At 62.9% G+C, this 23,939-nt stretch carries 22 protein-coding genes; 18 read left to right on the top strand and 4 right to left on the bottom strand.

Annotation, left to right across the window (positions count from 1 at the left end; genetic code table 11):
• Window positions 1-20 precede the first annotated feature (20 nt).
• Window positions 21-3,158 (bottom strand): autotransporter outer membrane beta-barrel domain-containing protein, encoded by a 3,138-nt coding sequence (locus JJB99_RS36650; RefSeq protein ID WP_200497403.1) that lies wholly within the window; start codon window positions 3,156-3,158, stop codon window positions 21-23.
• A gap of 404 nt (window positions 3,159-3,562) precedes the next feature.
• Here JJB99_RS36650 and JJB99_RS03425 point away from each other — a divergent pair, with 404 nt between their 5' ends.
• From JJB99_RS03425 to JJB99_RS03410, 4 genes are all read left to right on the top strand, one after another.
• Window positions 3,563-4,741 carry an AraC family transcriptional regulator gene (locus JJB99_RS03425; protein WP_200497402.1) on the top strand — a complete coding sequence of 393 codons (1,179 nt, stop codon included), beginning with the start codon at window positions 3,563-3,565 and terminating at the stop codon, window positions 4,739-4,741.
• Between the two features lie 285 nt (window positions 4,742-5,026).
• Window positions 5,027-5,593 (top strand): hypothetical protein, encoded by a 567-nt coding sequence (locus tag JJB99_RS03420; RefSeq protein ID WP_246775136.1) that lies wholly within the window; start codon window positions 5,027-5,029, stop codon window positions 5,591-5,593.
• Between the two features lie 354 nt (window positions 5,594-5,947).
• Window positions 5,948-6,562 carry a Crp/Fnr family transcriptional regulator gene (locus tag JJB99_RS03415; protein ID WP_246775135.1) on the top strand — a complete coding sequence of 205 codons (615 nt, stop codon included), beginning with the start codon at window positions 5,948-5,950 and terminating at the stop codon, window positions 6,560-6,562.
• A 5-nt stretch (window positions 6,563-6,567) separates the two neighbouring features.
• Window positions 6,568-7,116: a DUF1003 domain-containing protein gene (locus tag JJB99_RS03410; protein ID WP_200500032.1), complete on the top strand. Its 549-nt coding sequence runs from the start codon at window positions 6,568-6,570 to the stop codon at window positions 7,114-7,116.
• A 170-nt stretch (window positions 7,117-7,286) separates the two neighbouring features.
• Here JJB99_RS03410 and JJB99_RS03405 read toward each other — a convergent pair whose 3' ends face one another.
• The 3 genes from JJB99_RS03405 to JJB99_RS03395 form a co-directional block, all read right to left on the bottom strand.
• Window positions 7,287-7,499, bottom strand: coding sequence for a hypothetical protein (locus JJB99_RS03405; protein WP_200497400.1), 213 nt, complete (start codon window positions 7,497-7,499; stop codon window positions 7,287-7,289).
• Window positions 7,500-7,663: 164 nt separating this feature from the next.
• A complete protein-coding gene (locus JJB99_RS03400; protein WP_200497399.1) occupies window positions 7,664-8,581 on the bottom strand; it encodes a hypothetical protein in 918 nt (305 codons plus the stop codon).
• A 71-nt stretch (window positions 8,582-8,652) separates the two neighbouring features.
• The gene (locus JJB99_RS03395; protein ID WP_200497398.1) at window positions 8,653-8,931 is read right to left on the bottom strand and encodes a hypothetical protein; all 279 of its coding nucleotides are present in this window, start codon (window positions 8,929-8,931) and stop codon (window positions 8,653-8,655) included.
• Window positions 8,932-9,288: 357 nt separating this feature from the next.
• Here JJB99_RS03395 and JJB99_RS03390 point away from each other — a divergent pair, with 357 nt between their 5' ends.
• The 14 genes from JJB99_RS03390 to JJB99_RS03325 all read left to right on the top strand — a co-directional run bounded on the left by JJB99_RS03390 (window position 9,289) and on the right by JJB99_RS03325 (window position 23,928).
• Window positions 9,289-10,383, top strand: a complete 1,095-nt coding sequence (locus tag JJB99_RS03390) for an inositol-3-phosphate synthase (RefSeq protein ID WP_200497397.1) — start codon at window positions 9,289-9,291, stop codon at window positions 10,381-10,383.
• A gap of 7 nt (window positions 10,384-10,390) precedes the next feature.
• The gene (locus JJB99_RS03385; protein WP_200497396.1) at window positions 10,391-10,987 is read left to right on the top strand and encodes a histidine phosphatase family protein; all 597 of its coding nucleotides are present in this window, start codon (window positions 10,391-10,393) and stop codon (window positions 10,985-10,987) included.
• Window positions 10,984-12,087 carry a CgeB family protein gene (locus JJB99_RS03380; RefSeq protein ID WP_200497395.1) on the top strand — a complete coding sequence of 368 codons (1,104 nt, stop codon included), beginning with the start codon at window positions 10,984-10,986 and terminating at the stop codon, window positions 12,085-12,087. The genes JJB99_RS03385 and JJB99_RS03380 overlap by 4 nt, the downstream gene beginning before the upstream one ends.
• A 1-nt stretch (window position 12,088) precedes the next feature.
• Window positions 12,089-12,895, top strand: coding sequence for a nucleotidyltransferase family protein (locus JJB99_RS03375; protein WP_200497394.1), 807 nt, complete (start codon window positions 12,089-12,091; stop codon window positions 12,893-12,895).
• The gene (locus tag JJB99_RS03370) at window positions 12,892-13,656 is read left to right on the top strand and encodes a TIGR04290 family methyltransferase (protein ID WP_200497393.1); all 765 of its coding nucleotides are present in this window, start codon (window positions 12,892-12,894) and stop codon (window positions 13,654-13,656) included. Before JJB99_RS03375 ends, JJB99_RS03370 begins: the two co-directional genes overlap by 4 nt.
• Window positions 13,653-14,606, top strand: coding sequence for a glycosyl hydrolase (locus tag JJB99_RS03365; protein ID WP_200497392.1), 954 nt, complete (start codon window positions 13,653-13,655; stop codon window positions 14,604-14,606). The genes JJB99_RS03370 and JJB99_RS03365 overlap by 4 nt, the downstream gene beginning before the upstream one ends.
• Window positions 14,594-15,802 carry a phosphopentomutase gene (locus JJB99_RS03360; RefSeq protein WP_200497391.1) on the top strand — a complete coding sequence of 403 codons (1,209 nt, stop codon included), beginning with the start codon at window positions 14,594-14,596 and terminating at the stop codon, window positions 15,800-15,802. Before JJB99_RS03365 ends, JJB99_RS03360 begins: the two co-directional genes overlap by 13 nt.
• Before the next feature lie 215 nt (window positions 15,803-16,017).
• Window positions 16,018-17,130, top strand: coding sequence for an NAD-dependent epimerase/dehydratase family protein (locus JJB99_RS03355; protein ID WP_200500031.1), 1,113 nt, complete (start codon window positions 16,018-16,020; stop codon window positions 17,128-17,130).
• Window positions 17,127-18,191, top strand: a complete 1,065-nt coding sequence (locus JJB99_RS03350; RefSeq protein WP_200497390.1) for an SDR family NAD(P)-dependent oxidoreductase — start codon at window positions 17,127-17,129, stop codon at window positions 18,189-18,191. The genes JJB99_RS03355 and JJB99_RS03350 overlap by 4 nt, the downstream gene beginning before the upstream one ends.
• Window positions 18,188-19,474 carry a TIGR04295 family B12-binding domain-containing radical SAM protein gene (locus JJB99_RS03345; RefSeq protein WP_200497389.1) on the top strand — a complete coding sequence of 429 codons (1,287 nt, stop codon included), beginning with the start codon at window positions 18,188-18,190 and terminating at the stop codon, window positions 19,472-19,474. The genes JJB99_RS03350 and JJB99_RS03345 overlap by 4 nt, the downstream gene beginning before the upstream one ends.
• On the top strand, window positions 19,471-20,595 hold the full coding sequence (locus JJB99_RS03340) for a glycosyltransferase family 4 protein (protein ID WP_200497388.1): 1,125 nt from the start codon (window positions 19,471-19,473) through the stop codon (window positions 20,593-20,595). Before JJB99_RS03345 ends, JJB99_RS03340 begins: the two co-directional genes overlap by 4 nt.
• A complete protein-coding gene (locus JJB99_RS03335; protein WP_200497387.1) occupies window positions 20,592-21,722 on the top strand; it encodes a CgeB family protein in 1,131 nt (376 codons plus the stop codon). Before JJB99_RS03340 ends, JJB99_RS03335 begins: the two co-directional genes overlap by 4 nt.
• Complete coding sequence (locus JJB99_RS03330; protein ID WP_200497386.1) at window positions 21,719-22,807, top strand: CgeB family protein; 1,089 nt, start codon at window positions 21,719-21,721, stop codon at window positions 22,805-22,807. Before JJB99_RS03335 ends, JJB99_RS03330 begins: the two co-directional genes overlap by 4 nt.
• Window positions 22,804-23,928 carry a CgeB family protein gene (locus JJB99_RS03325; RefSeq protein WP_200497385.1) on the top strand — a complete coding sequence of 375 codons (1,125 nt, stop codon included), beginning with the start codon at window positions 22,804-22,806 and terminating at the stop codon, window positions 23,926-23,928. Before JJB99_RS03330 ends, JJB99_RS03325 begins: the two co-directional genes overlap by 4 nt.
• Window positions 23,929-23,939 lie beyond the last annotated feature (11 nt).

The raw sequence follows: 23,939 nt of genomic DNA, 5'->3' as shown, positions 1-23,939 counted from the left end.
CGCCCGCGCAATGCATGGGATCACCAGGCGTAGCGCAGCGCCACCGTGCCGGCGTAGAAATCCGAGCGCCTAGCGAACTCGCCGTCGAACTTGGCGAGCAGCTTCCAGTCGCGGTTCAGGTACCAATCGGCGCCAAGCGACGCGAGCCCCGAGTTCTGCGCGGTCGGCGCGCCGAACACCGTGAAGTTCGAGAGCGGCAGCGCCTGAAACGCTGCGCTCAACGAGGGCGTGTTGACGAAGTCGTGCGCCCACGCCAGCCGCGCGCGGATGACGAGCGGTGTGCCGGCGAGCAGCGTCGGGCTGTCGAACCGCGCGCCGAGCTCGGCGCGGACGTCGGTCGCTTCCTTCGCCGCATAGTTCAGTCCGAAGCCCATGTTGTTGACGTCGCTCTCGCCATAGCTGCCGGAGTGGAATGCCTGCGCCTGCGCCGCCGCGTAGGGTGTGATGCCGAAGTTGGGTGTCACGGCAACGCGATAGCCGCCCTCGATACGCGCGCCGATGCTCTGGCCGGTGAAGGTGGCACGCAGATTGTCGCCGAGCGCCGTTCGATTGGTCGTGAACCAGTGGCTCGCAAAAGCGATCGACTCCGCGATGTAGGCCGGACCGATCACCGTCCTCGCATAGGCGCCGATTTGCGCCGACTCGCTGCGACCATTGCCAAGGCTGTTGGACAGCCCCCAATTGGTGCCGCCGCCGGCCGCGGCAAGGCCGACCACCGTGTGAGGCGAGAAGCGATAATCGAGACCGCTGGCGAAGCCATAGGTGCTGAGCCGCGTGTCGGTCGAGCCGATCGCGGGATCCCCACTGGTCTTGCCGCTGCCGCCGAACGCCGCATTCCACAGGCTCCAGCGCTGCTCGAAGCTTGCCGGTTGCGGTGCCTTGAACACGGCGGCGTAGGCCTGCGCCATCTCCGGCGGCAGGTCGGCCTGCTCCTCCGGCGCAAAGCCGGAGACACCGCCCGCGGCGGTGCCGAAATGGCCGTCGATAGCGGGGTTCAGCATCAGATTGAGGAATTCGTCACCGAGGCGGAACGCGGCGCGTTGCGCGCCGGTCGCAGCTTCGCCGTCGAGCTGGGTAAAGGCCGCGCTCGCCTGCGATGCGGACAGGCCCAGCAGCAAGTTCAGCAGCGGTCCGCTGAAGCCATTGGCGTTGCCGGCAGCGTTGAGCGCCGACGCAACATTGAACTGGTTGACCGTCTGCGTCACCGTCGTGAAGTCCACACTGCCGCCGGCGCCATTGCCGGTGATGCTCAGGTAGACGTGCGTCGGATCGTAAGACAGCGATGTCGTCAGAAACGCCGAACCTGTCGGGGCCGACAGCGAGGCGAAGGTGCCGCTGATGGCGCCTCCGGTCATGATGGTGTGCGTGCCGACGGCAGCGCCCAGATTGGAGATCGATGCCGATACACTGGCGCCGGAGACCGTGACGATGCCGGTGGCCGTGATGGAATCGTTGACGGCGCCGTTGACGCGGATGCTGTAGGTCGCGCCTGACGCGAGCAAAACCGGGCCGTTCACGCTCAGGGTCGGTCCGACGGTCGAGCCGGCCAATGCCGGCATCAACGAGCCCGCCTGCAACTGAATGCCACCGTTGATCGCGCCGCCCGGGCTGATGGCGTTCGCGCCGCCGGTGAGCTGGATGGCGAGTTCGCGCGTGGTCCCCGTGCCGTCCAGACCGCCGCTGATCGTCCCGCTATTGGTGATGGTGAGGCCCGCGCCAATGATGCCGATGCCGCCCGCGCCTGCAGTGCCAAGGAGGCCGGGAGCGGCACCAGCGCCGCCGGCAATCTGACCGGCGTTGATCAGGGTTGCTCCCGAAGTGGTAAACCGAATTGCAGCGCCACCGGCGCCACCGGTTCCACCAACGGGGCCCGCTCCGCCGGTTCCGCCAGCCACTGCCCCCATGTTGTTGAATGTCGAACCGGCTCCTTGAAACAGGACGCCCGTTCCGCCTGTGCCGCCGACACCCGAAAGTCCTGCTCGAGTCACAACTGTCCCGCTGGCGCCAGCATTGACCCCTGCGCTTGCACCCGCGCCGTCTCCACCAACACCGCCGGTTCCGGCAATCACCGAGCCCAAGTTCATGAAGCTGACGTTGGAGCCGGCAAAGACGGCGCCGGCGCCGCCAGTCCCTCCGTTCCCGCCGTTTCCACCAATTCCGAGGGCATGATAGATGCCGGTTGCCGCGTCGGCCTCTGTCGTTCCCGATCCCTCACCGCCCTTTCCACCGATGCCACCCGCCCCGCCAGTGGCGGTGGCTGTATTGATCACGGTGATATTGGACCCGGTCGATTCGAGAGCGGCGCCGCCACTGCCGCCGTTGCCGCCATTGCCGCCTGTCCCGGTCGCATTCGCGGTCCCGCCTGCACCAAAGGACGCCGCGCTAGCGGTGCCGTCGCCGCCCATCCCGCCGGTACCTCCAACGCCGCCGAAGCTGTTGGTGCTGAATGTGAACGATCCGCTTCGCAGATTGCCGACACCACCGTCGCCGCCGCCACCCCCGCCGCCGCCGGTGACGATCGCGGTCACAACACCGCCGGCACCAACCGTCGCATTGATCTTCGCATTCCCGCCCTTGCCACCGGCGCCGCCCAAACCGCCCGTGGCGAGACCGGAGCCACCGCCGCCGCCGCCACCACCGCCGCCCGTCTCCAGCACGTTGGTACCACCGCCAACAAAGCCGGCGACGTCTAGCCCGGCGCCTCCGTTGCCGCCTTGACCGGCCACGGCACCATTGAAGCCACCACCGCCACCGGCGCTGGTGCCGCCTGCGGCTCCGTTTGGAGAGCCGGCCGTGCCGCCCGCACCGCCTGGGCCCCCGAAAGCCCCCCCTCCTGCGCCGCCATTCCCGCCGCCGCCTGCGCCACCGCCTCCGCCGCTGCCTAGATTGCCGTTGTCGCCAGTGGCGGTGTTGGCTGTGCCGTCACCTCCCGCAGCGCCGGTATTACCGGCACCGCCCGTTCCGCCAGCGACCGCGCCCGATGCTCCGCCAGTCCCGCCGTTGGCGCGTGCAATTGGCGTAGTGGCGACAATTACCAGAGTCGCGAGTGCCGTGCTCGCGAGCAATGTCCTGAGCACGCGCGCATGCAAGCGCGGCCGCTCCCAGGTCGAAGCGCGCGCCGCGCCAGTGTTCTGAAGCCTGGAAAATATCTTCGGCATGGTTGCCCCGCTGAGAATTTTCCGACGCGATGCTGAATGACTCGGTCGATCCGTCGGTTGCGTCAACCTCGCACAGTCCGCGCGCAACTTCTGTCGTGCGGGGGCAACAGCGCGATTTACGCGCTTGACCTATAGTGTGATGGGCTTTGCAAATCGTGCGCCGGCGCAGGCCGGATTCGTCCGGAGCTACAGAACGATTATCTGCGATCCCGCCGCGCATGGCGGCGGCATCACTTGATCTATTGCGCATATGTCTTGCATTTTTGCGTACAGCGGACGGAAGCGTTGCACTTGAAGGCTGTCCCGCCGCTTCGTGACGCGCGACCGCTCGCCTTCCGAGAGTAACCGGCTCAGCTCCGTGAAACAGCGTCTGCCTCGATGCGACGGGACCGTACTCGTAGATCGTGGCCATCGTCTGGAGACGCCGTTTCGACGGAATTCGCAACTTTTTCGGATCGGATTCAGGAAACGCCTTGGCGTCCGTGAAACGATGGCACGGGTATCCGTTGGCATTTGTAACGGCGGTTAACAACCGGGCGTGCGGAGCTGGCGGTCTTGCGTGCGTTGCTGCACGCAAACGCGCACCTGTGCGCGTGTGCTCATTTGGAATGAAATCCATTGTGGCGATGAACGCCGACGACATTGACCGGAAGCCGATGCAATTTACGACCGACGCGGTTCCCGAGCATGAGCGACTCGCCCGCTGGCGGGAAGAATTCGGCAAGACCATCATCAGCGTCGATATCGCGCCGCTGGCGCCTGAGGAGCCCTTCCGCGCCGAAGCTTTGCTGCAGCGATTACCCGGCGTCCGCATCGCGCTGTGCGACGGATCGGCGGCCGAGTTCACGCGCACGCGCGCTCAAGCCGCAGCAGGCGGCGACCCGGTCTGGATGATCGTCAATCTCGGCGAGCCGGCCTTCGCCCTGCAGCGCGATACCGAATTGACCCTTGGCATTGGCGATGCCGTGCTCGTGCGTCCGGACGAGCCGGGCCGGCTGCGCGGCGTGACGCATCTCGATCTGGCCATTCCCCATGCGCCACTGGCTGAGCGCCTGCACGACCTCGATGGCGTGTTCATGAAGCCGGCCCCGGCAAGCCATGAAGCGCTGCGCCTGTTCATGCGCTATCTCCGGATGGTCCTGTCCGAGCCGAAACCGGAGGAGTCGGCGCTGCAGCAGGCCATCGTCAATCACATCCACGATCTTGCCGCCCTCGCCTTCGGCGCCACCCGCGACACCTCCGAGCAAGGACGCCGGGCGATCGCCGCAGCGCGGCTCGCCGCTGTCGTCGAGCATATCGGCAAGCACTTTGCCGATCCCGCCCTGTCGGTGGCAAGCGTTGCGCTTCATCACGACATCTCGCCGCGCTACTTGCACGAACTGCTCGAGCAGTCCGGCGCCTCCTTCGTCGCACGCGTCAACGAATTGCGCTTGAAGCGCGCCTTCGCCCTGCTCACGCGCTTTCCGAACCGGGCCGTGGCCGAGATCGCAGCGCAAGCCGGCTTCTCCAACGTCTCGCATTTCAACCGCCTGTTCCGGATGCGTTTCGGCGCCAGCCCGAGCGGCGTGCGCAGCCGCTCGTGACGCTTTCGCCAATTAGTCCGGCAGCGCGGCAGGGCGGCAACGCGTTAGGCGCTTAGCCCAGGCCGGCTTTGCGGAGTCCGTCGAGGAAATGATCCCGGTCGGCGCGGTCTCTGTACCTACTGGCGCGCATCCGAGCGAGGTCGAGCGTGTTGAGCGGCGGAGCTTCACCATTCTCGCTTAATTCCAGACACCTCTCTCGAACGAATGCGCGCGCCTCGAAACCTGCTTCCGTCAGCCGATCGGTTTGCGCGTAGCATGCCGCGAGGAGCGCGCGCGACCATCCTCGTGACAGGCTGCATCGCCTTCGCGCTTCTGACACTTCTGCTGTCACGAAGCGGCACCGTGCTTCCCATCGTCGTTGCTCTTGGAGTCCTTTGCGGCCTGCCCGCCGGTGCGATCATGAGCCTGCCTGCGCGTGCGCTCGAGCAGACGACGCGGCCGACCGGAATGGAACTGTTCTATACCGTCTTCTATGCCGGCATGCTGGCCGGGCCGGCGATCGGAGGAAAGCTTTCCACCTCGGTCGTCTTCGTGAGCGCCGCGCTCGATTTCGGCGCCGCCATGCTCCTTTTTGCCCCGTCATCCTGTGGCTCTTCCGCCAGATCGTTGCCCGCGGGTATCGGCCGGTCACTTCACCGATGCTCAAATCACATGGTCAACTCATGTCCGCCCGGCACGACGCACGAGCACAAAACAGAACGTGAAACCGGCGACTATCGTGGTCCCGCCACCATAGCGAGCGAGCCGGGTCGCCGGCTGCATCTGGCTGTTTTGCCCATCGCACGTCGGGTACCCGGCATTGCGAGCGTCGCCGCTTTGGAACGTTCGTTCAATTTCAGCGTTCCCGCGTAGACCGCTTCCGTCAATTCCTTGAGGCGGGGTTCGAGGTGCCGGCAGCGATAGAACAGAACGACCGGGTAGGCGTAACGCAATGATCGTTTCAACAGTAGCCGTAGCGTCATTCTCCCAGCTGCGATCTCATTCGATAAAAAAGCTGAAAACGCGATTCACTCGATTGCCTGGCTCGTGAGGTGGAGCATGGAGGCTGGACGGCCATACTCTCGGTTATTGTTGCGGCTCGAGCGATTCAACGCGCTCTCGGCTGAAGACCGACGGCGCATCGCCGACCTTCCGTTAAAGGTCGCAACTTGTACGGCGGATCGGGAGGTCCTTTCACCGGGCGACCTGGCTTCGCGGTGCACGTTTGTGCTCGATGGATTTTTGTACAGCCACAAGCTGGCCGCGGGATCGCGCCGACAGATCACATCCTTCTTCGTACCCGGCGACATCGCCGACCTCAATACTTTGTACCTGCCTTCGGTCGACTACGGCATCACCAGCCTGGGGTCCGCGGTGGTCGCATTCGTGTCCCATGCAGCGTTGAAGGAGATGTTGGACAGATCGCCGTCCCTGACGCGAGCTTTCTGGCGCGAGTCGCTGATGCAGGCGGCGATCTGGCATGAATGGGTCACCAATCTGGGACGGCGCGATGCGCTCGCGAGGATCGCACATGTCCTCTGCGAGCTGACGCTTCGGCTTCAACTCGCCGGGCTGGCGCGCGAACAGTCCTTTTCGATGCCCTGCACGCAGGTGGATATTGCGGATGCCTGCGGAATTTCGAGCGTTCACGCCAATCGGATCATTCAGGAGCTCCGGCAACTCCACGTGGTCGAATGGGATTCGAGGCGCGTAAGAATCCTCGACTGGCTCGCGCTGGCTCGGCTTGGCGATTTCAGCGGTAGCTATCTGCAATTGAAGCAGCCTGCACCAGACAGGAAGCAGGCTCCGCCCTCCGGGCAAGGCGTTCCGGAGTGGATTTAAAGAAGATGCCGGCTTTACCCCTCGCATCGCAACGAACTGCCGGCGACCGCGCGAGCGGCGAATTGAGCTCTACCCTCCGCCGGAATGTCGAGAACTTGAGAAACCGCCGCAAGCAGGAGACGCGCACGGCGCGATTCGAGGACAGGCTCGCTGATGCCATTACCGCTTTCACCGGCAGCATGCGATCCGTGTACTTGCATCTGGTTGTCTATGGCGCCTGGATTACATGGAATCTGCTGCCGGGCGTTCCGCATTTCGACCCGACCTTCGTGATCCTGGCGATGGAAGCTTCGGTTGAGGCGATCTTCCTCTCCACTTTCGTGCTTATCAGTCAGAACCGGGCTTCAGCAGCGGCAGACAAGCGCGATGATCTCGACCTGCACATCAACCTGCTAACCGAGCACGAGTTGACCCGGCTGATCCAGATGGCCACGGCCATTGCCGAAAAGCTCGAGGTGCGCACCGGCACGGAAGAGGAAATCCCCGACATCACAAAGGATGTTGCCCCCGAAGCTGTACTCGACGAAATCGAGCAGCAGAACCGCAAGGGTTGAGGAACTTTGGCACCTTGAACAGCTTCCTGAGCAACGCCGGAATTTGGCGCGCCCGTCAGCGTTCGTGCCGTTGTTGTTTGATCATGATCTTTTCGGAAAACCGCGGCACACTTTTTCGGATCATGCTCTAGTGCAACCGGCGAGCGCGGTGCTCGGCAACTGGAAGCGTGCTAAGCCGACTTGCGGGAAAAAACTTCGTTGAGTGCAATCCGTGCGACCGTCTTGAACTCGCCTAAGGTGGTGCTGCCCCGGCGCGCGCTGCGAATCAGCTCCTTGGCGATTCGCTTTCGAGTCTCGTGATCACCGCCATGCGGGAGGACGCTGCAGACCTCCTCGAGTGCAACATCCATGTTCGCCGCTGTTCGTTCGTCAATCTGCTTCATGGCAGCCCCAATGATCAGCAGAAAGTCAAGGGAGAGCGCCCGGATCCTAGCGCAATCGCGCGATCGAGAATTTAGCATATGTTAAGTCGGATCTTTCCTGCCCACAGCCGGCGGGGTATGAAGCCGCCAGGGATCCGCAATATTGATACCGCGCCCCAGGTCCCTCAGGCGGAGCGCACCATGTCCTGCATTTTCACCCTGTTTCGCGCCTGAAGGGCGCAGCGGACCTCCTCGATCACGTCGCTCCATTCTCCAGCACGATGCTGATGGAACAGTCGCGCACGCGGATACCAACACGTTCCGCCGTTGCCCTTCAGAGGCCAGCGCCAATCGCAGTCGGCATGCAGCAGCACCCAGGCTTCGTGCCCGAGGGCGCCGGCAAGATGTACCGGCATAGTGTCGACGCTGACGATCAGGTCCACCTCGCCCATCCGATGACCCAAAGTAATCAGGTCCGGCGTGCTGATATCGCGAGCGCCGATCTCGGCTGCTGCAGCGCACGCGGCGCCCCGTTGGAAGGAAAAAAGTTCGACGCCATCGGAAGCGAGCCGCTTCAGCAAATGCGGGGGAACCGCCCGGCGCTTGTCCCAGTCGCCGACTTCCCAGACCAGCCCGATGGCCAGACCTTGGCGCCCCCGGCCAAGGCACTTCGTCGCTTCGCTTGGCGGCAGGGTCAAATATGGCCCGCGCCGCATGACAAGCTCGCGCCCCGCCCGGATTGCATGCGGAATTTCCATGATCTCGATATCGACGTCGAAGTCGGCATCCGGCGCGCCGTCATGCAGCGGCATTGTTCGGTCAACGCCCTGCAGGCGTTCGATCAGCGGCTGCAGTTCGGGCTGGCACCAGACCACGAGCCCGCCGGCGAGTTCCGCCAACGCCGGCAGGAAGCGCGCAAACTGAATGGTATCGCCGAGGCCGTGATAGCACCGCACCAGAACACGCCGGTCCCGCAGTTCCTCGCCCCGCCAGATTCGCTGCTGGTGGCGCGGCCCCGTGTGCTTCGCGATTCCGCTGCGGCGATATGCGGCGAGATCGCGGTCGCTGATCGACCACGCGCGTTCGAAATCGCCGGCGCGCATGGCGCAAACCCAAGCGGTGGCCTCGACGTCCTCACAGCATTCCGGACTGGATTCGCTCGATCGTCCCGAATTCATGCGCCGGAACGCCGGACGAACTTGTGAAACCGGCTCAGGCCTCCGTCTTTGGTGCGGTCCTGATACAGGAATGCGAGATCAGCCTCGTCGAATTTGCGGAAAAATTCATCCCATTCGATCTCGTCAAGTCGATCCTCCTTGGGACCGAAATCGATCCGGAGGATCCCGGCGTGTCCGCCCTCTTCGGTTGCGCGCACTGTCGCCGGCCGTCCATCGCGTTCCTCTATCCATTTCCGAATGACCTTGTGATCGGTGGTCGTTTCGCTGTCGCTCATCGGCCGCTCCTTCTGAACTACCGACCGACCGACAAAGGACGGTCAGCCGCTGCTGCATGCAACGCCCGGTGCAGCCATTCGTTCTTTCGGTGCGCGAACGATCTTCGTGTCGGCGATCGCTGCGTCTTCAACGCTCCCGCGGAGCAGCCAGCTTCTTCTTCATCTTCTTCTACCCTGCCTTTCGTTCCAGCAGCGGAAGCGATCGTCTTAAACCAGGTTAAGGTTTTTTGGTTTTTCACCGCCAAATCGACGGGCATGGCGGCCGACGGGTCATCGGCACAGGAACGAACGTATCGATCATACGTTCGGCCAACGTACTTACGTTCGCGCCCTGCATTTCCCCGGAGGCCATGATCGATGCATTCACGTCTTCAAGACAGGCGGCGCGTCCGCGTCGGCCTTGTCGGAGTGGGCAATTGCGCAAGCTCGTTCGTTCAGGGGCTGACCTATTATCGCGAAGCCAAATCCAACGAGCCTGTGCCGGGATTGATGAATGCCGATGTCGGTGGCTATCACATCAGCGATATCGAGATTTCCTCAGCCTTCGACGTCAACGCCAACAAGGTCGGCCGCGATGTCGCGGAGGCCATTTTCACAAGACCGAACAACACGCATCGCTTTTCTGCCGTTGAAGAAACCGGAGTCACCGTGCGCCGCGGCCCCGTGCTCGACGGCGTTGGCCGCTATCTCGAGGATGACGTCCCGATCTCCGGTGAAGCTGAAGCCGACGTGGCGGACGTGCTTAGGAAGTCGCGCACCGATGTGGTGGTGTCGTATCTTCCGGTCGGCTCGCAAAAGGCGAGCGAATGGTACGCCAGCCGCGCGATCGAAGCCGGCTGCGGCTTTGTCAATTGCATTCCGGTCTTCATCGCGTCCGATCCTGCGTGGCGTCACCGCTTCGAGCAGGCCGGCGTGCCCGTGATCGGCGACGACATCAAGAGCCAGGTGGGCGCGACGATCCTGCACCGCGTTCTCGCCAATCTGTTCCGCGAGCGCGGCGTACGGCTGGACCGCACCTATCAGCTCAATGTCGGCGGCAACACCGATTTCAAAAACATGCTGGAACGGGAGCGTCTGACCTCGAAGAAAATATCGAAGACGCAAGCTGTGACGAGCCAGTTCGATGTCCCGCTCGAAGCCGACAACGTTCACGTCGGCCCCAGCGACCACGTCCCATGGCTCACCGACCGCAAGCTCGCCTACATTCGTCTGGAGGGCACCACGTTCGGCGGCGTCCCGTTGAGTGCGGAGGTGCGGCTTGAGGTCTGGGATTCACCCAATTCCGCCGGCGTCGTCATCGATGCCGTCCGTTGCGCCAAGCTGGCGATGGATCGCGGGATCGGTGGCGCGCTGACGGGCCCTTCGAGCTACTTCATGAAATCGCCGCCGCGGCAGTTCACCGACGAAGAGGCGCGCCGCAAGACCCGCGCCTTCATCGAAGACGAGGCATGAACCGGTCATGGTGAAAACGATTCACCTCGTGCGCCACGGTCATCATGCCCTGCTCGGCGTTAAATTGTGCGGCAGGATGCCGGGCGTCGAGCTCGACGATCTCGGTTGTCAGCAAATGGCCCGCTGCGCGGAGATGATCCCGGGGGTGCCTGCGGCGATACAATCAAGCCCGCAGCGTCGAACGCAGCAATCTGCATTCATCCTTGCCGCGCGTTTTGGCGTGCCCGTCGAGATCGTTCCCGCCTTCGATGAGATCGACCTCGGAGATTGGACCTCACGCTCGTTTGCCGATCTCGAATCCGACCGCCGCTGGACCAGGTGGAATGCATGCCGCGGCGCCTGCCGGCCGCCGAACGGCGAAAGCATGTGGGAGCTGCAGCAACGTGTGGTCCGGCATCTCGAGCAACTCCGCACGCTTCAGATTCCCGGGCCGATCGTCATCGTCAGCCACGCCGAGCCGATCCGGGCAGCCCTGCTGCACTATTCACGGATTCCGCTGGACAACTTCCTTTCGATCGGGGTGGACCCCGCCAGCATCAGCACGCTGGTCGTGGACGACAACGGCATTCGCGTATCGCAGATCAATCAACAGGTGCCGGCGTGAGGATCGTTATCTTTGGCCTGACCATCTCTTCATCCTGGGCGAACGGACACGCGACGCTGTGGCGTGGGCTGTGCAAGCACCTCGTCCTGTCAGGACATTCCGTCGCGTTCTTCGAGCGCGACGTTCCCTATTATGCGAACGCCAGGGATTTTTTCGAAATTCCAGGCGGCCGGCTCGTGCTCTATTCGGCGTGGGAGGAAGTCAGATCGCTGGCACGTTCCGCCGTGCTGGAAGCCGACGCCGCGATCGTGACCTCCTATTGTCCCGATGCGCTGGCTGCGACCGAGCTCCTGCTCGACCAGCACCGCGCTCTTCCCGTTTTCTACGATCTCGACACGCCGGTGACGCTGGCGACGCTCCAGGCCGGAGAGAGCGTGCCCTACATCGGACCTCGGGGCCTCGATGGATTTGCTCTGGTGCTGAGCTTCACCGGCGGCCAGCGGCTGTTCGACGCGTTTCGCCGCAAGCTCGGCGCGCACGACATCCAACCGCTTTATGGACACGTCGACGCCGACGTCCATTGTCCGGCTGCTCCCGAGCCGCATTATCGTTGCGATCTTTCCTATCTGGGCACCTACTCGGAAGACCGGCAAGCTGCGCTCGAAAGCCTGTTGGTCACGCCCGCACGGTCGCGCCAGGACCTGCGGTTTCTGATCGGCGGCGCGCAATATCCACCGGATTTTCCGTGGTCGCCAAACATCTATTTCGTCCGGCACCTGCCGCCCTCGGAGCACCCGCCGTTCTATGCGTCGTCGCGGTTGACCCTCAACGTCACCCGCCGCGCGATGGCGGAAATGGGCTGGTGTCCTTCGGGCCGCCTGTTCGAAGCGTCGGCTTGCGGCGCTCCGCTGCTGAGCGACAGCTGGCCGGGCATCGATGAGTTCTTCGCGCCCGGCGAGGAGATCATCCTGACCGCAAGTTCGCAGGACACGCTCGATGCCTTGCAGCTCGGTGAGAGCGAGCTGGCGACCATCGCCAAGCGAGCTCGCCAGCGAACGCTCGAGCAGCACAGCTCGCAGACGCGGGCGGCAGAACTGGTCGCCTTGCTCGAGCGCGCGGCCAATCGCGGCGTCCGTCAACCTGAGGCGCAGGGAGCCTGACATGTGGGGCATCGTTCCAGCGGCCGGACGCGGCAGCCGCATTCAGCCATTGGCCTTCTCGAAGGAATTGCTGCCAGTGGGAAGTCGCCTGGACAACGGCGTTGATCGCCCTTGTGCTGTTTCGGAATACCTTGTCGAACGCCTGATCCTCGGTGGCGCCGACAAGATTTGCTTCGTTATCTCACCCGGCAAGTCCGATATTCTGGAATATTTCGGCGACCATTATGACAATGCGCAGCTTGCCTATGTCGTGCAGCCGCAGCCGTCGGGCCTGTGCGACGCTGTTTTCCGGGCAAGTACTGTCGCGGGCGACCGCGAAGACGTGCTGGTCGGGCTTCCGGATACGGTCTGGTTTCCGAAGGCCGCGCTCGCAGCCTTGCCCGACGTCGACCTGTCCTTCCTGCTGTTTCCGGTCGAGCACCCCGAATTCTTCGATGCGGTGGTGCTGGATGGCGAGCAGGTGCGCGAGATTCAGGTCAAACAGCCGAACGCAAGGTCGAACTGGATCTGGGGCGCGTTTCGGATGTCGACTACGGGCTTCCGGGATTTGCAACTGCTGTGGAAGCAGCGGGGTTGTCAGGACGAATATTTCGGGACGCTGGTGAATGCGTACCTCGCCGCCGGCGGGCGCGCCACCGGCATCAAGGCGGGCGACTCCTATGTCGACGTCGGCACCCTCAACGGCTACCGGACGGCGATGGCGCTCCTGTCCGACAAACCGCCCCTCGATGGCCAGACTGGACCTGCCCCATTTGCTTCAATCGACGTCCAAACAGCTTCGCCCCTGTCCATTGGAGGGACCTCATGACCGATGTCCGCTCCAAGGAAGAAATTCGCCGCCGTGTCGCGGCGCTGGGGCCGTGGTTTCACAATCTGGATCTGAAAGGCGTCAGCACGGCGCCGTCGCATTTTCTCGGGGATTATCCGCAGGTGAAATGGCGTCGGTTCTCCGGGGTCATTCCTGACAATCTGCAGGGCAAGACTGTGCTCGACATCGGCTGCAACGCCGGATTCTATGCGATGGAAATGAAGCGCCGCGGCGCCGAACGCGTGCTCGGCCTCGACACCGACGAAGAATATCTGGAACAGGCGAGATTCGCCGCCGACGTCAACGGTCTCAAGATCGAGTTTCGCAAGATGTCGACCTACGATGTCGGCCAGCTCGGCGAGAAATTCGATCTCGTGATCTTCATGGGCGTGCTCTATCACCTGCGCCACCCTCTGCTTGCGCTCGACCTGATCCACGAGCATGTCGCGCGCGATCTGTTGCTGTTTCAGTCGATGCTGCGCGGGTCCGATCAGGTGGACACAGTCGAGCGCAACTACGATTTCTGGAGCACCTCGCATTTTGGTAGTCCGGGCTATCCCAAAATGCATTTCATCGAGCACAAATACGCCGACGACCCGACCAACTGGTGGGCGCCGAACAGGGCCTGCGTGGAAGCCATGCTCCGCAGCGCCGGTTTTGCCATTGCTGCGCATCCGGAAGAAGAGGTCTATCTCTGCCGGCGTATCACAAGGCCGCCGGATGTTCCGATCCTCGAGATGTCGCGAGGTGCCGAGCGATGATCGAGGCTGCGAAGATATGGAACGAGCCGAACAATAAATCTCATTGGGACCTTCAGCTCGATCCCGGTTGGGAGCGTTTTGCGGAGATGACCATCGCCGCGAGCCGGGCGATTCGCGCCGTGCATCCAACGCTGACGCGGGTGCTGGGGGGCATTTCGCCGATTGATCCCTCCTTCATGGAAAACATGAAGATGCGCGGCGTGCTCGATCATGTCGACGTGGTCGCCGTGCATGGCTTTCCGCTCGACTGGAATCTTTGGCAGATCGATCAGTGGCCGAATAAACTGGCGGAAATCCAGGCCGTTGTGCCATTGCCGGTGTGGGTGACGGAAGTCGGCGTATCCTCGTTCGGAGCCGAAGAGGTTCAGGATTGGGGGCTCCGCCGCACGGCCGAATTGCTCGCAGGGCGTGCTCAACGCATCCATTGGTACAGCCTCTACGATCTTCCTTCGACCTGGGAAGCAACGACGCGGCATCGCGAAGCCGAGGGATCATCCTATTATCGTCATTTCCATATGGGCTTGCTGCGCGAGGATGGGACGCCCAAGGCCGCGCTCAAGAGCTTCGAACAGTACGCTGACGTGATGGGACTGTGCCAATGGTTTCATTTCAACGATCATCGTCTCGACGACGCCGTGCGTTGGATGCGGCGCCTCGGCGTCAAGCATGTGCGAACCGGATTATCCTGGGCCGACAGCTTTCGTCCAAACGCTCTCGACTGGTTCGACAGGCAGATGGAGGCACTGGCGGAATTCGAGGTGACAGTGACGTTCTGCTTCACGCCGGAGCACCGCGGCATCGCGCCGCATCACACCAGTCCTCCCATCGATGCAGACGAATTCGCCGATTTTTGCGCGCAGATGCTTCGCCGCTATTGTGATGTGCCGGCGGCACGTGCTGCCGCGCCCGCACCATTCGAACCGGAAACTCTGCCGCTATGCGCGCCATGATCCTCGTGATGGATTCGGTCGGGATCGGTGCCGCGCCGGACGCGGCGACCTACGGTGACGAAGGCGCGGATACGATCGGTCATATCGCCGAAGCCTGCGCCCTCGGGGATGCGGACAGCGATGCGCGCGCGGGACCGCTGCACCTGCCTCATCTGGTCGGACTGGGGCTCGGCGAGGCGAGCCGCCTTGCCACCGGCCGTGAGCTGCCGGGTCTCGCCCATCGCGGCGATTTCGGCTCGCAATTCGGATGCGCCAGCGAACAGTCCCGCGGAAAGGATACGCCCTCCGGGCATTGGGAGATTGCCGGCGTGCCCGTCAGGTTCGATTGGGGCTATTTCCCGAAGACAGAACCCTGCTTTCCGCAAAAGCTGATCGACGACCTGATTGCGGGAGCCGCGCTGCCCGGCATTCTTGGCAACCGGCATGCCTCCGGAACCGAGATCATCGAGCAACTGGGGGAACATCACCTGCAATCCGGCAAGCCGATCTGCTACACGTCCGCAGACAGTGTGTTCCAGATTGCCGCCCATGAGCAGAGTTTTGGACTGGACCGGCTTTACGACGTTTGCCGGGTGGCCCGGCGGCTGGTCGATCGCTTCAACATCGGCCGGGTGATCGCGCGGCCTTTCACTGGGACGTCCCCTCAAGACTTCAAACGAACGTCACACCGGCGCGATTTTGCGGTGCCGCCTCCGGAGCCGACCATCCTGGACATTGCCGAGGCGGAGCGCCGCGACATCGTTTCGATCGGCAAGATCGACGACATCTTCGCTCACCGCGGAACCGGACTGAACAAGCGAGGCGACGGCAACGATGCGCTGTTCGATTGTCTGCTGGAGGGATGGGATCATCTGGCGGACGGCGGGCTGTTGTTCGCCAATTTTGTCGACTTTGATACGGTTTATGGCCATCGTCGTGACGTTGCTGGGTATGCTTTGGCTCTCGAGAGGTTCGATGCTCGTCTTCCCGAGCTGCTGAACCGGCTGAAGTCGGGCGATCTCCTGATCGTGACCGCGGACCACGGTTGCGACCCGACCTGGGCCGGCAGCGATCACACGCGCGAGCAGGTCCCCGTGCTGCTCGCCGGTGCGCCGCGCCATTCGCCGATTGGCAGGCGCAACGGTTTTGCCGATATGGGCGCGACGGTCGCACATCATCTCGGACTTCCACCGCCGGCCTGCGGAGTCCCGTTCTGACATAACGGACCCGCGCGGACTCACCCATGTTATTGATCTAGGTTAGTGGAATCTTTGTTTGTACATTTGCTAGGAACCAACATTCCTTGCGCTGCTTCTAACTCACACATGTGATCAAGCGCGCGGTCGTTCGACCCAACTCTCCCGAGGCGCTTTCACTCCCAATCGCTGATCGGTCGCGAGACCGTCTGATGTCGAGCAAGGAGAGCCAGCGGATGGCACGAGTACTGATTACGGGTGGCGCCGGCTTCATCGGCTCACATGCAGCCGACGCCCTTTTGGCAGCCGGCCACGAAGTCAGGCTGCTCGACAACCTCTCGCCGCAAGTTCACGGCTCGCAACGCCATCGACCGCTCTACCTCGACAAGGCCGCCGAACTCGTCGTCGGTGACATCACCGACGCGCTTGCGATCGAGCGCGCGCTGCGCGGTGCTGACATGGTGCTGCATCTGGCATCGTCCGTTGGGGTCGGACAGAGCATGTACGACATCGCTTCGTATGTCAGAACCAACGAACTCGGAACCGCGATGCTGCTCGAAGCGCTTTCCAAGCGGCCCGTCGAACGGCTCGTCGTCGCCTCATCGATGAGCATCTATGGCGAAGGACTTTGCCGCTCGGCCGACGGTTCCGTCGTCGCACCCGCCGAACGCACGATCGGTCAATTGCGGAAAGGGCAATGGGAACTGAGAGACGATGACGGCAGGCCGCTTGAACCGTTGCCGACGCCCGAGTCCAAGCAGCCGACACTCAGCTCGATCTACGCCTTGAACAAATACGCACAGGAACGGATGTGCCTGATCATCGCCAAGGCCTACGGCATTCCCACCGTGGCTTTGCGCTTCTTCAACGTATTCGGGCCGCATCAGGCGTTGTCCAACCCTTACACCGGCGTGCTGGCGATTTTTGCGGCGCGCCTGTTGAACAACCGTCCCCCGCTCGTATTCGAGGACGGGCTGCAACGCCGTGACTTCATCCATGTCACCGATGTTGCGCGCGCCTGCGTTCTCGCGCTTGAGAGCGATCGCAGCGACGACGTGTTCAACATCGGCTCCGGGCAAAGCCGCACCATCTTGTCCGTCGCCCACGATCTGGCCCGGGTGATGGGCCGACCTGGCATTGCGCCGGAGATCACCGGAAAATATCGCGCAGGCGATATTCGCCATTGCTTTGCTGATATCAGCAAGGCCCGTGACGCGCTCGGTTTCGAGCCGCGCGTTGGCTTCGAAGAAGGCCTCGACGAACTCGCCGGTTATCTGGCGGATCAGATCGCGGAAGATCGGGCGGAAAAAGCCACCGAAGAACTGTCACAGCGAGGACTCGTGGCATGACGGAAAATCGCACCGACCGACCCGTTCTCGTCACCGGCGGCTGTGGCTTTATCGGCTGCAATCTGGCCGACCGCCTCGCCGCGCGCGGCAATGCGGTGATCGTGCTCGATAATCTGACGCGCGCCGGCGTGCGGGAGAACGCGCAGTGGCTGAAGGCACGCCATGGCGAGCGCATTGACATCGTGACCGCCGACATTCGCGATTCGATATCCGTCATCGGCGCGGTCCGCGAGGCCAGCGCTGTGATTCACCTCGCAGCCCAAGTGGCCGTCACCGACAGCATTGCGGATCCTGTCGCCGATTTTGAGGTCAATGCACGCGGCACTGTCAATGTGCTCGAGGCGGTGCGGCTGCACAATCCGACGGCGCCCGTGCTGTTTGCCTCCACCAACAAGGTCTACGGCAGATTGATCGACGACGCCCAGATCGCGCGAGCCGACCAGCGGTATCAGCCGGTCAGTTCGGAACTGGCCGACGGCATCACAGAGAATGCGCCGCTCGATTTCTACAGCCCCTACGGCTGTTCGAAGGGCACTGCCGATCAGTACGTCCGCGACTATTCGCGCGTATTCGATCTGCAGACGGTGGTGATGCGCATGAGCTGCATCTACGGCCCTCGTCAGTTCGGGACTGAGGATCAGGGCTGGATCGCTCATTTCCTACTCAGTGCGCTGCGCGGGGACAGTCTCACGATTTACGGCGATGGTTATCAGGTTCGTGACGCGCTCCACGTGTCGGACGCGGCGGACGCCTGGCTCGCCGCACTCGACCACATCGGCTCGGTCCGCGGCCGCGTTTTCAATCTGGGTGGGGGACCTTCGAATTCGGTCAGCCTTCTTGAACTGATTGCGCTTCTCAGGGAATTGACCGGCCGCGACGTCGCGCATTCGTTCGCGGACTGGCGACCCGGAGACCAGCCCTGGTACGTCACGGACACAAGCGCCCTGTTCAATGCGCTCGGCTGGCGGCCAAAAATTCCGCTGCGGGAGGGCCTGATCTCGCTGCACGAATGGCTTGCAAGCCGCTTCGGCGAATCCGGCAAACGCGAGGCCTTTGCATGACGCGCGTCGCCCTGATCAATCCGAACTGGAATTATGACGGCAGCATCTATTTCGGATGCCGGTCGCCGCATCTGCCGCTCGAACTGGGAATCTCCCAGCACTACCTGAAGGAAGCCGGTCATCAGACGCTGCTGCTTGATGCGCATATGTTCGGCCTGTCCTTCTCCGACCTTCAGTCCGAGCTGCGCGCCTTCGGTCCGGACATGATCGTCATCACCACGGCGCCGACCTACCTGTTTTGGCGTTGTGCGCCCCCCGAACTGCGGGTGCCGCAGCAACTCGCCCTCGCCGTTCGCGATCTGGCGCCAATGCTCGTTGCGGTCGGTCCGCACGGCTCGACCACACCGCGGGCGACGCTGAAGAAGCTCGCCGTCGACATCGTTGTGATGGGTGAATGCGAGCAGTCGCTGCTCCGGCTTGCGAACGGAGAGCGGGATTTCGCCGGCCTCGCTTTTGCGGAGAACGGCGCCGTTCACGTCAATGGCGCGCCGCAGGCCGTCGGCTTCACGGATCAGCCGGCTCTCGACTGGCCGCAGGAGATGATCGCAAGGCACAGTCATCATCACCATCGCTTTGAAGCCGAGCCCATTGGCCCGGGGGCCGAGGTCGAGGCCTCGCGCGGCTGTCCCTACAACTGCACCTTCTGCGCCAAGGAAAACTTCCGCAATGCCTACCGCAAGCGGCCGCCTGCCGTTCTCCTCGAAGAAATCGATCGGCTGCGCCAGCGGGGTGTGGAGTACATCTACTTCATCGACGAAATCTTTTTGCCCAATCCAGAGTTGCTAGAAGGTCTGGTTGCGCGCGGCCTGAAGTTCGGCGTGCAGACCCGGATCGACCTCTGGAAGCCGGACATGCTGAAGCTGCTCGGCCGCGCCGGCTGCGTCTCGATCGAGGCCGGTATCGAGAGTCTTACGCCGGAAGGTCGCGCATCGCTTGCCAAGAATTGCAAGATGACCACCGAGCAACTTGCGGACCGGCTGGTGGAAGCCCGGCGGCATGTGCCCTTCGTACAAGCCAATCTGATTGAAATGCCGCAGGATGACGATCCCGTCGTGCAGCGCTGGCGCGGCCGGATGCAGGATGCCGGCGTCTGGGCCAACGACCCGGTACCGCTCTATCCCTATCCCGGCTCTCCCGACTATCGAAAGCTCTGGGGCGAGCCCGACGATTTCGCCTGGGAACGCGCGCATAAGCACTACCTCGCGATGTTCGATCAATTCAGCGACGTCCAGGAGCAACGGCCGGTGCCTCTGAGCGAACTCGAACTGCAGGTCGCCCGATGAACGCGATACGTCCCACCAAAGTGCTGATGACGGCCGACGCGGTTGGCGGCGTGTGGACCTATGCCACGGAATTGGCTTCAGGGTTGGCCGCGCTGGGCATCGAGGTCCACCTGGTCACCATGGGGCCGCCGCCGCGGGACGAGCAGCGCACGATGCTGCGCGACCTGCGCGTTCGCCTGATCGAGAGCAGTCTCGCTCTCGAATGGCAGGACGCCGGTGGCGACGACCTGCCCAACGCCCGCCGCTTCCTAGCAGATCTCGAAGAGGCGATTCAGCCCGACATTGTTCACCTCAACAGTTTTCGCGAGGCTACGTTCGACTGGAACGCGCCATGCGTGGTCGTGGCGCATTCCTGCGTCAATTCCTGGGGCATCGCCTGCAACGATACCCAATGGCTTTCGGAGCCGAAATGGCAACATTACACGAGAGCCGTCGCGGCCGGTTTGGACGCAGCGCGAGCTTGGGTGGCGCCCAGCCGAGCCTTTCACGATGTCATCCACGATCTCTACCGCCCTAGATCACCGGGCAAGGTGATCTGGAACGGCATCCCGTCTGCGACCACTCTCCCCGGTTCGAAACGGCGCTTTATCCTGGCGGCAGGTCGCATGTGGGATGCGGCCAAGAACCTAGCGGCACTGGCGCGCGCTTCGAGGAGCCTGGATTGGCCAGTGTTCGTCGCCGGGTCCACGTCGGAGGCCGGCGGCCACGACCCGGGCGCACTTACCTTGATCGGCAATCTCGCACACGAGGCGCTACGCTCACGAATGCAGCACGCGGCCATCTTCGCAAGCCCCGCGCTCTATGAACCATTCGGCCTTTCCGTTCTGGAAGCCGCCTCGGCCGGATGTGCGCTCGTGCTCTCGGATATCCCGACCTTCCGGGAGTTGTGGGACGGCGCGGCGTTGTTTGTCGACCCGCACGACGATCGGGCGTTGCACCAGGCTCTCGCCACTCTCTGCAGCGACGACGGGCAGCGCGCGCAGCTCCAGCGTGCCGCCTGGGAGCGATCGAAGAGCTATTCGCTCACTGAAACGACCGGACGCTATTTTTCGCTCTATGAGGGCCTGGTAAACACGCGTGAGTGCTCCGCATCACACCGGCTGGTCGAGGTGCATGCATGAAGTGCGTTTTCTTCTGTCATGCGCTCACGTCCTGCTGGAACAACGGCAATGCGCATTTCCTGCGCGGCATCGCGCGCGAGCTGAGCGAACTCGGGCACCAGGTCGTCGTTTACGAGCCAGCTGATGGATGGAGTCGGCTGAATGCAATCAGGGACGGCGGTGAAGGCTCGCTGCAGGAGGTAGCGGGACTGCTGGCCGGCATCGACATCAGGCAGTACGTCACGTCTCCGGATCTGGAGCAAGCCTTGCAAGGCGCCGATCTGGTCATGGTCCATGAATGGAATGCTCCGGAGCTGATCAGGGATCTCGGACGGTACCGGATACTGGGAGCGCCGTTTACATTGCTGTTTCACGACACCCATCATCGTGCCGTGACAGCGCCCGAACAGTTGGAGCAATTCGACCTGGACGGGTATGACGGTGTGCTCGCCTTCGGCGAGGTCCTGCGGCAGATCTATCTGAGGCTCGGCTGGGCCAACCGGGCCTTCACCTGGCACGAAGCCGCTGATGTGAGGCTGTATCGGCCGCATCCCGAGATCGAGCGCACCCACGACGTAGTCTGGATCGGAAATTGGGGCGACGGCGAACGAAACGCCGAACTCAACGAATTTCTGATCAGGCCTGTGTTCGAACTCGGTCTGCATTCCCGAATCTACGGTGTCCGCTATTCGCTGGACGCGCTGCGTGCCATCGACGCCGCCGGCATCGAATACTGCGGCTGGTTACCCGCGCATCGTGCGCCTGCCGCCTTCGCGCGCGCCCGCGCGACGGTGCATGTTCCGCGCGGGCCTTATGCCCGGTCGCTGCCGGGCATTCCCACCATCCGGATGTTCGAGGCGATGGCATGCGGGATTCCGGTCGTGTCTGCGCCATGGGATGACGCCGAAAGCCTTTTTCCCGACGGATCGTATCTCCGTGCCGGCAATGGCGACCAGATGAAGGAGATGTTGCTGACGCTATTTCGAGATCCCGATCTTGCCGCCTCGCTGACGAGCACCGGTCTTCAAACCATCGCCAAACGTCACACCTGCCGGCACCGTGCGATCGAACTTGTCGGAATCGTGAACTCGCTTCGCGGCGCGCAACATCCGGCGTCGTCCGCGCATTTGGAAGGAGCGTTGCAATGAGGATTGGCTTCTTTGGCTCAAGCCTCGTGTCATCTTATTGGAACGGCGCAGCCACCTACTACCGCGGCATGCTGAAGCACGTAGCCGCGCTCGGACACGACATCACGTTTTTCGAGCCGGACGCTTTTGAACGGCAATCGCACCGCGACATCGATGATCCACCCTATGCCCGCGTTTGCGTTTACCCGGCAACGCAGGATGGCTGGCAGCGCGCGCTGGCGCAGGCCAGCCGTTCCGCAGATTTGCTCGTCAAAGCCAGCGGCGTCGGCGTATTCGACCGCGAACTGGACGACGCGATCGCGCAAGCGCCTTCGTCGGCCCAGCGGCTTTATTGGGATGTGGACGCTCCGGCAACGCTCGATGCGATCGCGGGCAATCCGGATCATCACCTGCGGGAGGCGATCCCGCGCTACGACGCGGTCCTGACCTATGGCGGCGGCGACGCCGTGGTCTCCGGCTATCGTGCGATCGGCGCGCGTGATTGTGTGCCATTGTATAACGCGCTCGATCCGGCCACGCACTTTCCCGCCCCGCCGAAGCCCGCATTCACGTGCGATCTCGGCTTGCTCGCCAATCGGTTACCCGATCGTGAGGCGCGCGTGGAAAGCTTCTTCCTTGACGTCGCCCGCAACCTGCCCGGCAAAACGTTCGTTCTGGGCGGCTCCGGCTGGGAGACGAAGGCAACGCCTGACAATGTGCGAAAGCTCGGCCACGTCGGCACCAACGACCATAACACCTTCTTCGGATCGGGCTTAGCGACCCTCAACGTCAATCGCGACAGCATGGCAAGGTATGGCTTTTCGCCGCCCACCCGGGTGTTCGAGGCCATCGGCGCCGGCGCTTGCCTGATTACAGATGATTGGAAGGGCATCGAATTTTTTCTTGAGCCGGACAGCGAAATCCTGGTCGCATCGAATGGCGCTGCGGTCGCCGAACATCTCGCGGCCCTCACCCCGGCGCGCGCCCGCGCCATCGCCGAACGTGCCCGGGCTCGCATCCTGGCACACCACACCTATGCGCAGCGCGCTTTGCAATTCAATCAATTGCTCGAAGGGATGAGCACAAGAGTCGAGGCGGCGGAATGAATCTCAACATTGTAATCATCGGGCTCTCGGTCACCTCTTCGTGGGGCAACGGTCATGCCACGACATATCGAGCCCTGATCGAGGCGCTGGCAAGGCGCGGCCATCAAGTGACATTCCTGGAGCGTGACGTTCCCTGGTATCGCGGTCACCGCGACCTGACGAAACCTGCAGCCTGGAACGTGAAGCTGTATCAATCCCTGCAAGATCTCCCACGGCGATTCACCTCGCTCATCCGCGACGCAAATCTTGTCATCGTCGGCTCATATGTTCCAGACGGCATCGCCATTGCGGAATGGGCCACGGCGCACGCGCAGGGGATCACCGCCTTCTACGATATCGACACACCGGTTACGCTGGCCGGCCTCGACCGCGGCCTCGACTATCTTTCGGCGGCAATGATCCCGCGATTTGATATGTATCTGTCGTTTTCAGGCGGGCCGGTGCCCGGCCTGATCGAGGAAGCTTACGGCAGCCCGATGGCGCGCGTGCTGTATTGCAGTGCCGATCCCAGCCTTTACCGGCCGCATCCGCTCGAAAAGCAGTGGTCGATGGGCTATCTCGGCACCTACAGCGAGGACCGGCAGCCGTCGCTCGAGCAATTGCTGCTGGCTCCGGCGAGTGTGCTGAGCGATCATCAATTCGTCATCGCCGGATCACGCTACCCGGACCATATCGAATGGCCCGGCAACGTGCATCGTATCGAGCATCTGGTGCAACACGAGCACCCGCCGTTCTACTCGCGTCAGCGATTCACGCTCAACCTCACCCGGGCCGATATGCGTTCCCTGGGCTTTTCTCCCAGCGTACGGCTGTTCGAGGCGGCTGCCTGCGGCACGCCCGTGATTTCGGATCGCTGGCCCGGACTCGAGACCATATTCGATCCGGCGACCGAAATCCTGCCGGTGTCCGATGCCCGTGACGTGAAGCAGATCCTTCTGGAGCTTCCAGAGGACCGGCGCCTTACCATCGCCGACAAGGCGCGGCGACGCATCCTCGCCGACCACACCCCAGACCACCGAGCCCGCCAACTGGAATCTTACTACCTTGAGGCGGCAAGCCGACGGCGGCGCGAGCTGCCGGCAACCCCAGCCAACCGGACCATGCAGGTTGCGGAAGTGTGAATGAGGCAGCC

The sequence above is a fragment of the Bradyrhizobium diazoefficiens genome (assembly GCF_016616235.1).
Lineage (GTDB): Bacteria > Pseudomonadota > Alphaproteobacteria > Rhizobiales > Xanthobacteraceae > Bradyrhizobium > Bradyrhizobium diazoefficiens_H.
This window is presented reverse-complemented; position numbering and strand designations above follow the sequence as displayed.

Excerpts from the sequence above, each read along its gene's own strand:
- JJB99_RS03410 (WP_200500032.1), top strand. The coding sequence starts at position 6,568 with ATGCCGGCTTTACCCCTCGCATCGCAACGAACTGCCGGCGACCGCGCG.
- JJB99_RS03385 (WP_200497396.1), top strand. The coding sequence starts at position 10,391 with ATGGTGAAAACGATTCACCTCGTGCGCCACGGTCATCATGCCCTGCTC.
- JJB99_RS03365 (WP_200497392.1), top strand. The coding sequence starts at position 13,653 with ATGATCGAGGCTGCGAAGATATGGAACGAGCCGAACAATAAATCTCAT.
- JJB99_RS03400 (WP_200497399.1), bottom strand. The coding sequence starts at position 8,581 with ATGCGCGCCGGCGATTTCGAACGCGCGTGGTCGATCAGCGACCGCGAT.
- JJB99_RS03360 (WP_200497391.1), top strand. The coding sequence starts at position 14,594 with ATGCGCGCCATGATCCTCGTGATGGATTCGGTCGGGATCGGTGCCGCG.
- JJB99_RS36650 (WP_200497403.1), bottom strand. The coding sequence starts at position 3,158 with ATGCCGAAGATATTTTCCAGGCTTCAGAACACTGGCGCGGCGCGCGCT.
- JJB99_RS03390 (WP_200497397.1), top strand. The coding sequence starts at position 9,289 with ATGCATTCACGTCTTCAAGACAGGCGGCGCGTCCGCGTCGGCCTTGTC.
- JJB99_RS03375 (WP_200497394.1), top strand. The coding sequence starts at position 12,089 with ATGTGGGGCATCGTTCCAGCGGCCGGACGCGGCAGCCGCATTCAGCCA.
- JJB99_RS03370 (WP_200497393.1), top strand. The coding sequence starts at position 12,892 with ATGACCGATGTCCGCTCCAAGGAAGAAATTCGCCGCCGTGTCGCGGCG.
- JJB99_RS03345 (WP_200497389.1), top strand. The coding sequence starts at position 18,188 with ATGACGCGCGTCGCCCTGATCAATCCGAACTGGAATTATGACGGCAGC.
- JJB99_RS03340 (WP_200497388.1), top strand. The coding sequence starts at position 19,471 with ATGAACGCGATACGTCCCACCAAAGTGCTGATGACGGCCGACGCGGTT.
- JJB99_RS03405 (WP_200497400.1), bottom strand. The coding sequence starts at position 7,499 with ATGAAGCAGATTGACGAACGAACAGCGGCGAACATGGATGTTGCACTC.
- JJB99_RS03395 (WP_200497398.1), bottom strand. The coding sequence starts at position 8,931 with ATGAGCGACAGCGAAACGACCACCGATCACAAGGTCATTCGGAAATGG.
- JJB99_RS03355 (WP_200500031.1), top strand. The coding sequence starts at position 16,018 with ATGGCACGAGTACTGATTACGGGTGGCGCCGGCTTCATCGGCTCACAT.
- JJB99_RS03325 (WP_200497385.1), top strand. The coding sequence starts at position 22,804 with ATGAATCTCAACATTGTAATCATCGGGCTCTCGGTCACCTCTTCGTGG.
- JJB99_RS03330 (WP_200497386.1), top strand. The coding sequence starts at position 21,719 with ATGAGGATTGGCTTCTTTGGCTCAAGCCTCGTGTCATCTTATTGGAAC.
- JJB99_RS03335 (WP_200497387.1), top strand. The coding sequence starts at position 20,592 with ATGAAGTGCGTTTTCTTCTGTCATGCGCTCACGTCCTGCTGGAACAAC.
- JJB99_RS03350 (WP_200497390.1), top strand. The coding sequence starts at position 17,127 with ATGACGGAAAATCGCACCGACCGACCCGTTCTCGTCACCGGCGGCTGT.